Below are 14,849 nucleotides of genomic sequence, written 5' to 3' on the forward strand. Positions count from 1 at the left end.
GGATGATGAAAATGAGTACTATTGTTATGAACGAACTGAAAAATTTCGATATACATTTGGAACATGAGGGGCCAAGTGGTATTACGATAACGGAATTGCTAATTGAGGAAAAGTGTTTATCGTTTCTGCAAAAACAAATGATAGAGATAAAAGCGCCGAACTTATCGGTCACGGCTTCAATGCTTTCGAAAAGGTATGCATATCTCGTCGTTTCTTCGACTTTATATAGTATGGTCGAATTCAACTGTGCCCTCCATTTGCCGGTAAAAGCATGCGCTTTAACTAAAGAACGTAAATTATGTATCCAAGCAAGTATGTGCAATTGGCAGGAAATAAAGAGCATGGACAGGGAACCATGGCGTGAAAACGTGCTAAGAGCCCTTTTTTCATCTCATATTACACCAGTTTTAGAGATATTGAAAAAAACGTCTCGCGTTCCGTCATCAATCTTATGGGAAAATGTAGCCATTCGAATTAACTCGATTTACCGAAAAACATTAGCGAAAGAAGTAGACTTGGTTAAAATTGAACGGCTAAACAGCGACTTTAATTTCTTGAAAAATGCAAGTGGCGACTTGTTCAATTTGAGAGAAAATCCAATTAAAGAATATTTGAAAATTGGAGAGGAACATAAAGTAAACCCATGTAGGAAAACATGCTGCTTGTATTATAAATTAGAAGAAGATCGTGAAGGAATCGGTTATTGTGGCAATTGCCCTATCAGAAGTAAGAAGGAAAAAAGAGGGGAATTGTTGCAATGAGAGAGGCAAAGATAACTGTTAAAGATTTAACTTTAGCATATGGTGAAACAACAATAATTAACTCATTACATTTAGCAATCCCTAAAGGGAAAATCACTGTCTTCATTGGTCGAAACGGGTGTGGGAAATCGACTTTGTTACACGCTATTGCCCGTTTACTAAAACCACAAATAGGTAGCATTTTTCTTGATGACCAGGATATTATGAAAATGAAATCAAAAGAAGTCGCTAAAAAGCTAGCTTTTTTGCCACAGTCACCTATCGCACCCGATGGCGTATCAGTGGAACAATTAGTAAAACAAGGCCGCTATCCTTACCAACGTACATTCAGCCAGTGGACAAAGAAGGATGAACTAGCTGTTAGCCATGCTTTAACTGTAACAAACATGGGGGAATTACAAAATAGACAGGTTCATGAATTATCTGGCGGACAGCGTCAAAGAGCTTGGATTGCCCATATTCTTGCCCAAGATGCGGATACCATTCTATTAGATGAACCAACAACATATTTGGACGTAAAGCACCAAATCGAAATCTTGGACCTGCTGTATGATGTAAATAGAGATGAGGGCAGGACAATCATCATTGTGTTGCACGATATTAATTTAGCTTGCCGTTATGCGGATCATCTTGTAGCGATAAAAGATCAAAAGGTTTTTATTCAAGGTGCTCCTGAAAAAGTGATAACGAGCGGAAACGTCGAAGCTATTTTTGGACTGAAATGTCGTGTCGATGTAGATTGGCAATTCGGTACGCCAATCTGTTTCGCGGAAGGAAAAGGGAGATTGTTAAAATAAATAATGTTGATGTGGATGGATGTAAATCGTTTCAATTGATCAAAAGTGTTTTGTCAGTAAATGTTGATATCACTGACACTAGTAGCAAAATAGACTTTTAATTTATACAGTTGGGAATTAAAGGTTTAAATTACAGGATATGTGGTAATGATACTTGGAAGGCGATTTCATTTATTTATAGATGGGGTCGTCTTTTTATTGCCAAAAATTATAACAACAGATGAAATAGAGTACTGACTAAATAACCGAAAAGAATGTAGCCACAGAAAGATTTGACCGGTACAACTTTTAGGTTATGCATGATGAATTCGGTGATGCTTGTAGCTGCAATGAGTCCAATGGAAGTTCCCATTAGTACTCCTTGTGCTTTTGTAGACAGATTCATGTATTGTCCAATCCAAATAAATAAACTAAAGAATACAGATAAGCCGAGGAAACAAAAAAATAACGTCCATGCTTTTTTTCCTTGCGAAACAAATGCAGTTGTAAGTGCAAAGCCTTCCGGAAGATGATGCAAAATGACTGAAGCTGTAATTGTGATTCCAACTATCGAATTCCCCATCAAGCTGCCGATGGCCATGCTTAGGGGAATCGTATGGATTAGTAAGGCAATCATTAGTAAGTATACGGATGAGTTTTGAGAGCTGGATGGATGGGTCATGCTGCGAAGCATTATGAAAAAGAGAACCCCGGCTAGTACGCCAATAAGGATTCCGAAAGGCTTGTACATCTTCAGCACGCTTGGAATGATATCGAGAGCCAATAATCCAACTAAAAATCCGCCGCATAGGAGTGATAATCCGGCGGTTGAATGTTGGAATAGCTTAGATACGAGCCAAGCGATTCCTCCTCCGATGCTTATACTGAAAAATAGAAGTCCGCCAAGTATCATTGCGCTCAATTTCATCATTCCCCGCCTCATTCACATCATAAAACCTCTCTACAAACTATATGCAATTCGCTGGTTTGTATGAAAGTGCCATTGGTAAAAATGAAACCCGTAGTGGGCGCTTTACTTTCTGGAGGAACATCAACAAAAAAAGCCAAGGTTGAGCACGCGGCCCAATCTTGGCTTTTCCTTGTACCTATTTTTTCTTTTTGGAATACGGTCTCACCATCAGCCCCATCTCTATACGTTCTTTGTTAAGGGCTTTATAGAACGAAATCATCATCAAGATGATAACGAAGGAGAAGGGGAGCGCGGCGATGATCAATGCATTCTGCAGTGCCGTCAGTCCGTTGGCGGAGAGAAGTATTGTTGCGACTGCCGCTTGAGCGATACCCCATGTTAATTTTACGATATTTGATGGATTAAGCGATCCGTATGTCGTTTGCATTCCGAGGACGAATGTAGCTGAATCCGCGGATGTGATGAAAAAGATTGCAATGAGTATGATGGCCACGATTGATAGTAGCATCGATAATGGCATCTCATTGAAAACGGCGAAAAGTGTTTCTTCGGTTTTCAGTCCCGATAGGTCGATACCTTTCATTTGGACGTCCATTGCTGTGGCTCCGAAAACGGAAAACCAGAAGAAGCTAAGGACTGTCGGCAATAACAAAACACCGACCAGGAATTCGCGGATAGTTCGCCCACGCGAGACTCGGGCAATGAATATGCCGACAAATGGTGCCCAAGAAATCCACCATGCCCAATAAAAGATTGTCCAATCATTAATCCAAGCACGATTGCTATCGTTAAGTGGTGCGGCCCGGAAACTCATACGAGGCAAGTTTTGCACGTAGGATCCTATTGAGTCTGTAAATGTATTGAAGATTAACAAAGTAGGCCCGAGAACGATGACAAGAACGAGTAATATGACCGCGAGTACCATATTGATATTAGATAAATATTTAATCCCTTTCCCTATGCCTGACCAAGCAGATGCAACAAATAAAATTGTAACGACTACGATAATGACTATTTGTACGGGGAAACTGATGGGCAAATTGAACAGATACGCTAATCCGCCGTTTATTTGAATCGCACCGAATCCTAAAGTTGTTGCGACTCCCACCACTGTCGCAAATGCGGCGAGTACATTAATCAACGTACCAAGCGGACCATTCATCCGGTCGCCAAAAAGTGGCTTTAACGTCGAGGAAATCAAACCGGGCTCTCCTTTACGAAATTGGAAATAAGCAAGAGCCATGGCGACGACAGCGTAAATCGCCCAGGCATGGATGCCCCAATGAAAGAATGTATAGCGCATCGATTCAATGAAGGCGGCATCGGTTTCAGGATTTGCCGTTGCCGGGTTTATGGCAAAGTGGGACAAAGGTTCCGCCGCACCCCAAAAGACGAGCCCAATCCCCATGCCTGCTGAAAAAAGCATCGAGAACCAGCTCATCCGGGAATACTCAGGTTTTTCATCCGGCTTACCAAGTGTGATTTGTCCCATTGGGCTTACGATGAAGTACAGGGTGAATAAAACGATTCCGGTGACAACGAGTAAATAATACCAACCGAACGATGATGTTATAAAGTCCTTCATGTTGTTTGTTACATTTTCAAAGCTTTCGGGCGCGAAAGCCCCATACGAAACAGCTAGTACGACTAGTACTAGCGTAATCCAAAAAACGTTTGATATTTTTTTCATATAATCACCTATTTTTCTTATGAGATAATGACACACACCAGTTAAAGTAATCTTATCCAATATACTTCATCGCCATGCACGAGCATTTAATTACATTCCCTATTGCTATCAATAGTAAACAAATGAAAAAATCGATTCCACTTAACGATGGAATCGATTTTTTCATTGTGTGAGTACAAATAATATCATATAAAGTTATTTAAAAACAGGAGAACCTATCGATTTGGTTAAGATCGATACCCATGTATTCCCATCTTCTTTGTCTACTGCGCCATCTGTAGCCGGCAACTGAAGTCCGCCCTACGAAGACGGGAAAGAACCAGAAACCTTGTCTTCTCGACAGCCAAACAAATGTATAGCGATAGAGACAACCGCGGATAGCTCCAGGGTCTACAGCAAACAACTGTGTACTCGGATAGGCCGGTGTTGTGGTCGGCGGCGGACCAGATGGACCTCGCTGACCAGGCTGTTGTCCCGGAAAGCCTCCTCCTGGTGGAAATCGTGGTGGTCCCTGTCCTGGAAAGCCTCCTCCTGGCGGAAACCCTGGTGGTCCCTGCCCTGGAAATCCTCCTCCTGGCGAGAATCCTGGTGGCCCCTGTCCCGGAAATCCTGGCATTCCGCGACCCGGCATCCCTTGCCCCGGTGGGAAACCTTGCACATAGTATCCTGACATATCTTGCCCTGACGAGAAACCTTGCATATCATAATGTGGCATCCCTTGCCCTTGCGAAAAATCGGGCATACCCATCCCAGGCGACCATCCTTCGTTCCCATACCCTGGCATACTTTGCGCCGGGTTTCCTTCATATCCTTCAGGTAATCTCGGGAACCATTGCTGTTCCCCTTGACCACCTGGTTGCATGTTAACCATCCGTCCACTCCTTCCAAGTGATTCCCCATATTCTATGCGACAATAAATGAAATGCCTGGACTGTTAGAATAAGAAATTTTTCTCGGATTATCAGGTCTAATGTAATAAGAGAGGTTTTGACCGAGATAGTGGTAGCGGAAAATTTGGCATCAGTCGTACAGAACCGAGGCTGTCGTAGAGTTTCTCCATTCCGTCGTACAGTTCGTTGAATCAGTCGTACAGAATCGCGGCTGTCGTAGAGTTTCCCCATTCCGTCGTACAGTTCGTTGAATCAGTCGAACAGAATCGCCGCTGTCGTAGAGTTTCTTCATTCCGTCGTACAGTTCGTTGAATCAGTCGTACAGAAACGCGGCTGTCGTAGAGTTTCTCCATTCCGTCGTACAGTTCGTTGAATCAGTCGTACAGAAACGCGGCTGTCGTAGAGTTTCTTCATTCCGTCGTACAGTTCGATCATCAGATTATCTACTTGTATAGACTCCAACGCTTTACTCCACTACAACAGCACCATATTAGCACAGACTAAATTTTCGGATAATTGGTCATTAAAGTGTTTTCATCGTGTACGATAGTACTAGATTAGTAAGGAGGGGTTCGGAATGGGGGAAGCATCTGAACGGGTTATCCGTTACCGGGGGACTGAACTGAATACGAAGGGGTGGCAGCAGGAAGCGGCCCTTCGCATGCTGATGAATAACTTGGATGCAGAAGTAGCGGAGCATCCAGATGATCTTGTCGTTTACGGTGGCATTGGAAAGGCGGCGCGAAATTGGGAGTCGTTTGACGCAATTGTCCGCTCGTTGAAAGAACTGGAAAATGATGAAACGCTACTTGTGCAATCGGGGAAACCGGTGGCGATATTCAAGTCACATACAGACGCACCGAAAGTGTTGATTGCGAACTCAAATCTTGTTCCTGCCTATGCCAACTGGGAGCATTTTCATGAGCTCGATAAAAAGGGACTCATGATGTACGGACAAATGACGGCGGGAAGCTGGATTTATATCGGTTCGCAAGGAATCGTGCAGGGGACATACGAAACGTTCGCGGAATTGGCGAAGCAGCATTTCGGGGAGTCACTGAAAGGGACGATTACACTGACTGCCGGACTTGGTGGCATGGGTGCCGCACAACCGCTTGCGGTAACGATGGCTGGCGGCGTTTGTATCGGTGTTGAAGTGGATGAAACACGGATAGATCGCCGGATTGAAACGCGATATACCGATGTAAAGACAGATTCACTTGACGAGGCGATCCGTCTTGCGGAAGCAGCGAAAAAAGATGGCCGTGCACTGTCAATCGGCTTGCTGGGCAATGCGGCGGAAATTCTACCTGCAATGATTGCAATCGGCTTTAATCCAGACGTGCTAACTGATCAGACATCTGCGCATGATCCGCTGAACGGTTATATTCCAGCAGGTATGTCACTCAGCGATGCTGCAAAACTACGCTCGGATAACCCGGAGGAGTATGTAAGACGCTCCAAAGCAGCGATGGCAAAACATGTTGAAGCAATGATCGACATGATGGATAAAGGTGCAATCACGTTCGACTATGGAAACAATATCCGCCAAGTGGCTAAAGATGAAGGCGTTACACGTGCATTCGATTTCCCAGGATTCGTACCTGCTTATATCCGTCCGCAGTTTTGCGAAGGGAAAGGACCTTTCCGGTGGGTGGCATTGTCAGGAGACCCTGAAGATATTTACAAAACGGATGAAGTCATTTTACGTGAATTCAGTGCCAACAAACATTTGTGCAACTGGATCCGGATGGCGCAGGACAAAATTGAATTCCAAGGATTGCCGTCGAGGATTTGCTGGCTGGGCTACGGTGAACGTGCTCGGTTCGGAAAAATCATTAATGACATGGTCGCTTCGGGTGAATTAAAAGCGCCGATTGTAATTGGGCGGGACCACCTCGATTCCGGATCCGTCGCTTCGCCAAACCGTGAGACGGAAGCGATGAAAGATGGCTCGGATGCTGTGGCAGACTGGCCCCTATTGAACGCGATGATCAATGCGGTCGGCGGAGCGACCTGGGTTTCCATTCATCACGGGGGCGGCGTAGGCATGGGCTACTCGATACACGCAGGTATGGTCATCGTTGCGGATGGGACGAAAGAGGCGGAAGCCCGGATCGAGCGCGTCTTAACAACAGACCCAGGTATGGGCATTGTCCGTCACGTAGATGCGGGCTATGACCTTGCAGTGAAAACAGCACGGGAAAAAGGGGTCAACATCCCGATGATGGCAAAAGAGGTGATTGAAGAATGACTACTATCGTTTGGATTAAACACGCAGCGCAGCTCGCAACACTAGCGCAAGCAGGCACGGCTCCGCGGATAAAAGAAGCGATGAATGACTTGTCAATTATAGAAGACGGTAGTATTTGGATAGAAGATGGAATCATTCAAGCGGTCGGAACAACTGAAGAATTGGAAGAGCAATTCAAAGACCGCGTTCATGAAGCTGACATTACAGACGCAACTGGCCATCTTGTCACTCCAGGCCTTGTCGATCCGCATACGCACGTCGCATATGGCGGCAGTCGCGAACGTGAATTTGAAATGCGGCTTGAAGGCGCGACCTATATGGAAATCATGAATGCGGGCGGCGGTATTCACGCGACAACAAGAATGACACGTGAAGCGACAGAGGATGAACTTGTCGAGCAGTCGAAGAGACGTCTCGATTCATTTCTGAAACATGGTGTCACGACTGTCGAAGGGAAAAGCGGTTACGGCTTGGATTTAGAAACGGAACTGAAACAGCTTCGCGTCATGAAACGCTTGCAGGAAGAACATGCGGTTGACCTGGTGCCAACATTCATGGGTGCACATGCGGTCCCGTCAGAATTCAAAGGTCGGGAAGACGATTATATCGATTTCGTCGTCAATGAAATGCTGCCTGCTTTCTCCGATGAAAAACTTGCGGTCTTCAACGATGTGTTTTGCGAAGTCGGCGTATTCACCCCTGAACAATCGGAACGGATTTTAGAAGCCGGCAAAACATATGGCTTGATACCGAAAATCCACGCAGATGAAATTGAACCATATGGCGGTGCAGAATTGGCAGCGAAAGTCGGAGCGATTTCCGCGGAGCATTTATTGAAAGCATCTGATGAAGGGATCAAAGCGATGGCTGATACCGGGACAATCGCTTGTTTATTGCCAGCGACTGCTTTATTCCTCAGGGAAAGGGCGGCGGAAGGGCGCAAGATGATTGACGCCGGAGTGCCGGTCGCCATCTCGACAGATTGCAATCCGGGATCTTCGCCGACGACATCGATGCCACTTGTCATGAACTTGGCGTGCATATCGATGCGACTTACACCGGCAGAAGCCTTGACCGCGGCGACATACAATGCGGCATGCGCCATCAAAATGGAAAACGAGACAGGATCGCTAGCGCCGGGTAAACAAGGCGATGTCGTGTTATGGGCTGTTTCAAACTACCAAGAACTCCAATACTTGTTCGGCGTGAACCACGTCAAATCTGTCTGGAAAAAGGGCGTAAAAGTCGTTGGATAAGTCACTTTGACTAAAGGATGGTTGCCATGATTGAATTAACAGGTTCATCTCTTCGCCTGAGTCAGATGCAAGAAATACTATATGGGAAATCCGGGGTTTCATTGAACAAAGAAGCTTTGGAACGTGTCAATAAGAGCCGTGCCGCAGTCGAAAAAATTGTTCGGGAGGACAGGACAGTATACGGTATCAATACGGGCTTCGGTAAATTCAGTGACGTGAAAATCGATGAGAAAGATACGAAAGCTTTGCAATTACACTTGATCCGGTCTCATTCATGCGGTGTCGGAGAAGCATTTCCTGAAACCGTTTCACGTGCGATGGTCGTTCTCAGATTGAATGCTTTGCTGAAAGGATTCTCAGGGATTCGTTCCGAAGTATTGGAACGGTTCGCTTATATGGTGAATCATCACATACACCCCGTCATTCCGCAGCAAGGTTCGCTCGGTGCTTCGGGCGACCTGGCGCCATTATCCCATCTGGCACTCGTATTGCTAGGCGAAGGATTTGTGTGGAAGGACGGATTGCATGTACCTTCAGCGGATGTTTGGGCAAATCATGGCATGTCGCCTATTGTGCTCGAAGCGAAAGAAGGACTCGCGCTCATTAATGGAACGCAAGCGATGACTGCACAAGGCGTCGTCAATTATTTGGAGGCGGAATCGCTCGCATATGATAGTGAATGGATAGCTGCAATGACGATGGAAGCATTGCACGGAATTACAGACGCTTTTCATCCGTCGATCCATGAAGCACGCGGCTACCCCGAACAAGTGGATGTGGCGGCGAGGATGCTGGATTGGCTAGAAGGAAGTCAGCTTACGACCATCCAGGGGGAAAAGCGTGTTCAAGATGCCTATTCCATCCGCTGTATTCCACAAGTGCACGGCGCGAGCTGGCAAGTGCTTGGTTATGTAAAAGAAAAGCTAGAGATCGAGATGAATGCTGCGACCGACAATCCGCTTATTTTCGACGATGGCGATACAGTCGTATCTGGCGGGAATTTCCACGGTCAGCCGATTGCGTTTGCGATGGATTTCTTGAAGCTGGGCGTGGCAGAACTTGCAAGTATATCGGAGCGTCGTATCGAGCGGCTTGTCAATCCCCATTTGAATGAAGGACTGCCGCCGTTCCTCAGTCCGGAACCCGGATTGCAATCAGGCGCGATGATCTTGCAATATTCAGCAGCTAGCCTCGTTTCTGAGAATAAAACACTCGCACACCCCGCATCCGTCGATTCAATTCCTTCCTCCGGCAATCAGGAAGACCACGTCTCAATGGGGACTATCGGCGCAAGGCATGCACATGCCATCATTAAAAACGCGAGACATGTACTCGCAATCGAAGCCCTCTGCGCGTTGACCGGCTGTCACATCCGGGGAGCAGAACAGATGGCTCCCAAAACCCGTGACAAGTTCGCTCAACTTGGTGAAATTGTCGGGCCGATTGAAGAGGATCGTATTTTCACACCCGATATTGAAAAAATTGCTCGATTTCTCGTTGGGTGAACTAGTAAAGCCGAAACCGAATATACCTAACCCGTTCAGTTGAGTGGTACAAAAATTTAAATACCGCCTCAAATAACACGAAATTATAGTACAAATTAGCATTGCTTTCTAGCAGTGCTTTTTAAATGTTTATCGTATTATTCCAGTACTAAAAGGAAACTAATTTTTAATGTGGAATGACTATTGAAAGAGGTAGGGCTAAAATTCTCACTTGTAGTGAACTGTTATTCAATTAACGGAGTAGTATAGTTCATTGATTGAATATTGGAACTGTTGATGAGATATGAAGGGGGTATACTAAATGTTACAATATGTACAGTACAATCAAGAAAATATAGGGAAAACCATCATCGCTATACCAGCACTTGGTGAACGGAAGGAAATTTTTGAAGCATTAGCAAAAAGTTTACCAGAATTTCGTTTTGTGGCAATTGATTTACCAGGGCATAATAACTATACTTTCCATGAAGATTATTCAATCGAAAAATATGTAGTTGATATAGATAATCTATTAGATCAATTATCAATTTCAAAAGCTCATTTTATAGGCAATTCAATTGGGGCGTGGATTATACAAAACTATTATAAAAACTATCCTAAATCTGTTCATACTTTAACATTGATGGACGGTGGTTATTATTTTATTGGAGACTACGAAGAAATTGAAATAGGAGAAATTGAACTACCTATCATAGAAAAACTTGAGGATTTACAGGAGGCTATTAATCAACAAGTTGATTCAATGGATAAGCTACCATCAAGCAGTAAAGAATTGTTTGAAAATTATTTACTCAAAAACTTTACTCAAAAAGATGGAGTTTTTGTTCATCATAGTAACGTGAATGCATTAAATACGCTTTCAAAAGCTGTTGTGGAAAAAAACTATTGTATTCAGCAAACCCAGGAATTACCTGTTTTATTGTTACTAGCTGACCAAGGGAAAGATAACAAGGAAGAAGAAAAAATAAATAGTTTTCTAATATCAAATAATTATGCGACTGTAGAACGTATTCCCGATAGTTATCATTTTTTACCTATTACCAATACAAATGATGTGTCAAAACACTTTAAAAAACTGACATTCTTATTGAACTAAAGGGGCAGGTTAGTTGAGTAAATATATGGTATATTTATTTATAGAGGGGTTCTTTAGTGAAAATTTATGGGCTACCTAGGTAAGCTCTTTTCCTTCTTGAACTAACGGGCCAGATTGTGATAAACAAATGATGGAGGAGAAGAAAATGGATGTTAAAAGAAAATTCGGAGCACTAATTTTAACGAGTGTTATTGTAGTGTCTGTGGTATTTTGGTACACGCAACAAAAGCTATATAGTACAGAGCAGGTTATGAACTCATTGTGGGATAAGTATGAAGTACAAAGTTATCAAATTGGTGATACTGATCCGGTTATATCGATAGATGTATATGAAAAAAATGATATACCTGAAGTTGAAAAGTATTTAAAAGCCAAATTGTCTAAAGATGATTTAGAACACTATGAAATCGAGGTATTTTCTCGGTGGTCGTGAATTCTTCGGTGAGACGACAATAAACCATTTTCCACAATCGGCTGCCTTTACATGGCAGTTTTTCTTATTGAGTAATGTAGTAAAGTGCTTCCGTGAACGGGTGTTATGTCTACTAAGGTGCATGCAGCATACAACCTTGTTCAACTAACGAAGCAGGTTAGTTGAAAAGTGTTGCTTAACTTGTGTTCAACTATCGAGCCAAATTACTACATAAACTACGGGAGGAGAAGTAATGAAAAAAATATATAAAGCTACCCAAGTACTCTTAGTGATATTATTTATTGCGATAGTTATGGTTAGCAGCTATTCTACAACGGCAGTAAATGTATTAGGGATAATAGGTATAGCGGTTTCTTCGTTTTATATTTATTTACATAGAAAACTTAAAAGGGATTACGTTCAAGATTAAGTCAGCAATAGGGCGCGATTGTTATATAAGCGTCGCTGTTCTTCTTCAACTAACGAGGTGCTTTACTTCAAGATGGAGTAAAGCCTTTTTTCCTTGTTGAACTAAAGGGGCAGTTTAGTACAATAAGCAGAAATGGATTTTGTTAATTTCGGCTGGAAGATTTCCTGAAATTCGGAACCTCTATACGGTTCAAACGTATTAAAGTAAAGGGCATATTAGTGAATGAAAAACTAAACTTATATTGGGGGAGAATTAATTGAAGATTGACCATTTAGTTGTAAATGTTGATAGTTATGTACAAGAAGATGAAAATTTTATTAAGAAAGTTCACTCTATAGGTCTTCCGTATGAACCGAAATGGGGAAAGGGTACAAAAGGATTTAAGGTATCAAATATATGGATTGGGAATGAATATTTTGAATTGATTAAAATCAAAACAAAAGATGGTGGGGGTTGGATAGAAAGCTGGACTGAGGACTATCATAGTGGGCATAGAGGACTTATTGGTTTTGCATTAGAAGTAGATGATATTGAAGCAACATATCTGAATCTCATTAGACAGAACATTCGAGTATCAACGCCAGAACCTTTAAAATTCCAATGGTTCTTTAAACTATTAAGTAAGACAATGCCTTGGAAAAATTCATATTTACCTAAATTTGAAGGAATGCCTTTTCAATTTTTCTTACAACAGCTTAATGATGAAAAAAGCAAAGTATTTATGCAAAAATATATGGTGCCGAATAGTAGGGAAAAGAACATTAATGGAATATTAGAAGTAAAGGTTTATGGCACATTGACAGAACAAGATAAAAATATAATAAAAGCACTTTTTCAAGATTATAAAATAAATGATAGTACAATCACTGTTTCCCTTGGAAGACAAATCATTTCTTTTATAGAATCTAAAAAACATTCAGTTGAAGTAATATTGGACTGTGAGAATGAAAAGAAATCAACTAAACAACTTGAAATAGGAAACAACTTAATAATTAAAACTGGTTGATTTCATACATATGTCTTATTCAACTAACGGGTGCTTTACTGAAACAACAACAACAACAATGCTTTTCTCATTGTGCTAACGGGACAGATTTTGGAGGGATAGAAATGGCAAGGTTTATTGACGATTTAGCTGGAGCTATCTACGATTTCTTTACGTTTATTTTTACGAGTATTTGTTATCTTGTCGCTGGGATGTTAATTGTCGGAGTCCCACTCTATCTAATTGCCTTAGTATTTAGTATGTTGAACTAACGGGTAGTTTAGTTCAACAAGGCTTTTGGTTTAAATGGTAAAATATGTTTGGAAGGGGTTTTCTAAAACGACATTAGCCATTTTTATCATATTAGCGAATAGAGGGAGTTAAATGACTAATTTTTTCTTAATACTTATGAGCTTTTTTATTGTAATTGCAAATATTATTGGATTTATATCTTACAAAAAAAAGAAAAATTTATATTTTGCTGCTTTTATAATATTGTTATTAGCAGTTTTATTTGGGGCAATCGGTGGAGCATTAGCAGTATTTATTATTCGTGATGCTTTTGCAATATTTTATGGTTTGCAACTAGGACAATATCTAATAGTAAATAGTGTCATCGTTTTTTTTATTGCAATTTTAGTAACTGTAATAAAGAAATTTAGGAACTGAAGAATGTAATTCACGATTATATTCAATTAACAGGGCAGTTTAGCTTATTAAGGATTAGTAATAAAATGAAAGAAAAACGAGGTATTAATATGTTTCTTAATGATTATATGAGTGAGAAGTTCCCTAATTTAAAACTAAAACCACCACTTTTTTATAATTGGGATACAGGTATTCGATTTGAGTTGGGCAATCCTGATGATAATGATGAAGTAAGTTATATGAAGACTGTCTATCATCGTTCTTTATCTATTTTCAAAAGCCTTCATTCTGTTGATGATGAAATAGTTATAGTAGCAAACGTACATCATGATGACGAACAAAATTTATTAAAAAGAAGAAAACTAAAGATATTTAACCATTATATAAAGTCTAAAAATGTCTTATATAGACTGCAACATAAGGTTATTCCATATGTCTTTGAAGATGAGTACGACATCTACGACTTTGAAACGCATAGATACACACTTCAATGTAATGTATCGGACGTAAAGTACATTAACTTCATAAAAGCAATTTGTAATCACGACATGGATATTAAACCTAAAATATATCATGATGTATTTATTATCAATAAAACCAAAAATACAATTTTTCATATTTACGATGACAGAGGTTGTGATGTTTTATCCTTAGACAAAGAGTCTTTAGGTCATTTATATAAAAAATACAACGATTGGATTTTAGATTATGACAGGAGTGCAATTGATAAAACATTTCAATAATCGACGTAATTCCTCAACTAAAGGGGCGGGTTAGTTGAAGAGTGTAGTTTAACTTGTGTCCATACATCTATACTAGCTCCACTGGCATGAGGCTAATTCAGTTTATGTATATCGTGTTTCTATGGGGGCTGCCCATTCTGTTTACTTGGCGTTCTTTCAGCAAAATGGAAAAAGAGAAACGGCGCGAGATTAGTAAAGAAATTAAAGCTCCTTTATTTATTTTAGGAGTTGCACCTATAATTATTGGTTTGCTTGTGATTCTTACTGGTTCTGTTTCGGCACCAGGAATAAAAGTCTTACAACATTCGGGAATTGGTTTAGTGTTTTTTGGTTGGTGTGTAGTGTGGGTGGAAGGATTGGTAAACAGAAATAAAAGTACGGCGAAAAGTATTGCTATGATCGTAATGTGGATAATTGACATAGTTACTTATATTTATCTGTTTTAAACATTCGGACACGAGTGTGTAAAAAG

Annotated in this window: 17 protein-coding genes; 13 read left to right on the top strand and 4 right to left on the bottom strand. The window is 41.4% G+C overall.

Going from position 1 to position 14,849, the window contains the following annotated elements:
• Positions 1-11: 11 nt before the first annotated feature.
• Both HDC33_RS14525 and HDC33_RS14530 read left to right on the top strand, forming a co-directional pair.
• Positions 12-761: an IucA/IucC family C-terminal-domain containing protein gene (locus HDC33_RS14525; RefSeq protein WP_179393280.1), complete on the top strand. Its 750-nt coding sequence runs from the start codon at positions 12-14 to the stop codon at positions 759-761.
• Positions 758-1,558, top strand: a complete 801-nt coding sequence (locus tag HDC33_RS14530; RefSeq protein ID WP_179393281.1) for an ABC transporter ATP-binding protein — start codon at positions 758-760, stop codon at positions 1,556-1,558. The genes HDC33_RS14525 and HDC33_RS14530 overlap by 4 nt, the downstream gene beginning before the upstream one ends.
• Positions 1,559-1,766: 208 nt before the next feature.
• Here HDC33_RS14530 and HDC33_RS14535 read toward each other — a convergent pair whose 3' ends face one another.
• The 4 genes from HDC33_RS14535 to HDC33_RS14550 form a co-directional block, all read right to left on the bottom strand.
• The gene (locus HDC33_RS14535) at positions 1,767-2,468 is read right to left on the bottom strand and encodes a ZIP family metal transporter (RefSeq protein ID WP_255457447.1); all 702 of its coding nucleotides are present in this window, start codon (positions 2,466-2,468) and stop codon (positions 1,767-1,769) included.
• Between the two features lie 175 nt (positions 2,469-2,643).
• Positions 2,644-4,158 carry a glycine betaine uptake BCCT transporter gene (locus tag HDC33_RS14540; protein WP_179393283.1) on the bottom strand — a complete coding sequence of 505 codons (1,515 nt, stop codon included), beginning with the start codon at positions 4,156-4,158 and terminating at the stop codon, positions 2,644-2,646.
• Between the two features lie 199 nt (positions 4,159-4,357).
• Positions 4,358-5,029 carry a hypothetical protein gene (locus HDC33_RS14545; protein WP_370457482.1) on the bottom strand — a complete coding sequence of 224 codons (672 nt, stop codon included), beginning with the start codon at positions 5,027-5,029 and terminating at the stop codon, positions 4,358-4,360.
• 307 nt (positions 5,030-5,336) lie between these two features.
• Complete coding sequence (locus HDC33_RS14550) at positions 5,337-5,510, bottom strand: hypothetical protein (protein WP_179393284.1); 174 nt, start codon at positions 5,508-5,510, stop codon at positions 5,337-5,339.
• Positions 5,511-5,625: 115 nt separating this feature from the next.
• Here HDC33_RS14550 and hutU point away from each other — a divergent pair, with 115 nt between their 5' ends.
• The 11 genes from hutU to HDC33_RS14605 all read left to right on the top strand — a co-directional run bounded on the left by hutU (position 5,626) and on the right by HDC33_RS14605 (position 14,823).
• Positions 5,626-7,302 (top strand): urocanate hydratase, encoded by a 1,677-nt coding sequence (gene hutU, locus HDC33_RS14555; protein WP_179393285.1) that lies wholly within the window; start codon positions 5,626-5,628, stop codon positions 7,300-7,302.
• Positions 7,299-8,558: an imidazolonepropionase gene (gene hutI / locus HDC33_RS14560; RefSeq protein ID WP_179393286.1), complete on the top strand. Its 1,260-nt coding sequence runs from the start codon at positions 7,299-7,301 to the stop codon at positions 8,556-8,558. The genes hutU and hutI overlap by 4 nt, the downstream gene beginning before the upstream one ends.
• 26 nt (positions 8,559-8,584) lie before the next feature.
• The gene (gene hutH / locus HDC33_RS14565; protein WP_179393287.1) at positions 8,585-10,063 is read left to right on the top strand and encodes a histidine ammonia-lyase; all 1,479 of its coding nucleotides are present in this window, start codon (positions 8,585-8,587) and stop codon (positions 10,061-10,063) included.
• Positions 10,064-10,364: 301 nt separating this feature from the next.
• Positions 10,365-11,159 carry an alpha/beta hydrolase gene (locus HDC33_RS14570; RefSeq protein ID WP_179393288.1) on the top strand — a complete coding sequence of 265 codons (795 nt, stop codon included), beginning with the start codon at positions 10,365-10,367 and terminating at the stop codon, positions 11,157-11,159.
• A 145-nt stretch (positions 11,160-11,304) separates the two neighbouring features.
• Complete coding sequence (locus HDC33_RS14575; RefSeq protein ID WP_179393289.1) at positions 11,305-11,592, top strand: YolC/YozM family protein; 288 nt, start codon at positions 11,305-11,307, stop codon at positions 11,590-11,592.
• A gap of 232 nt (positions 11,593-11,824) precedes the next feature.
• Positions 11,825-12,001, top strand: a complete 177-nt coding sequence (locus HDC33_RS14580; protein ID WP_179393290.1) for a hypothetical protein — start codon at positions 11,825-11,827, stop codon at positions 11,999-12,001.
• 256 nt (positions 12,002-12,257) lie between these two features.
• Positions 12,258-13,007, top strand: coding sequence for a VOC family protein (locus HDC33_RS14585; protein ID WP_179393291.1), 750 nt, complete (start codon positions 12,258-12,260; stop codon positions 13,005-13,007).
• 104 nt (positions 13,008-13,111) lie between these two features.
• On the top strand, positions 13,112-13,258 hold the full coding sequence (locus HDC33_RS14590; RefSeq protein WP_179393292.1) for a hypothetical protein: 147 nt from the start codon (positions 13,112-13,114) through the stop codon (positions 13,256-13,258).
• A gap of 112 nt (positions 13,259-13,370) precedes the next feature.
• Positions 13,371-13,655: a 3-isopropylmalate dehydrogenase gene (locus tag HDC33_RS14595; protein WP_179393293.1), complete on the top strand. Its 285-nt coding sequence runs from the start codon at positions 13,371-13,373 to the stop codon at positions 13,653-13,655.
• Positions 13,656-13,720: 65 nt separating this feature from the next.
• Positions 13,721-14,377, top strand: coding sequence for a DUF3885 domain-containing protein (locus HDC33_RS14600; protein WP_179393294.1), 657 nt, complete (start codon positions 13,721-13,723; stop codon positions 14,375-14,377).
• A gap of 164 nt (positions 14,378-14,541) precedes the next feature.
• Positions 14,542-14,823, top strand: a complete 282-nt coding sequence (locus HDC33_RS14605; RefSeq protein WP_179393295.1) for a hypothetical protein — start codon at positions 14,542-14,544, stop codon at positions 14,821-14,823.
• The last annotated feature ends 26 nt before the right edge of the window (positions 14,824-14,849 follow it).

Origin of the sequence: Sporosarcina sp. JAI121, from assembly GCF_013408665.1 — a bacterium.
In the GTDB taxonomy this organism is placed as follows: Bacteria; Bacillota; Bacilli; order Bacillales_A; family Planococcaceae; genus Sporosarcina.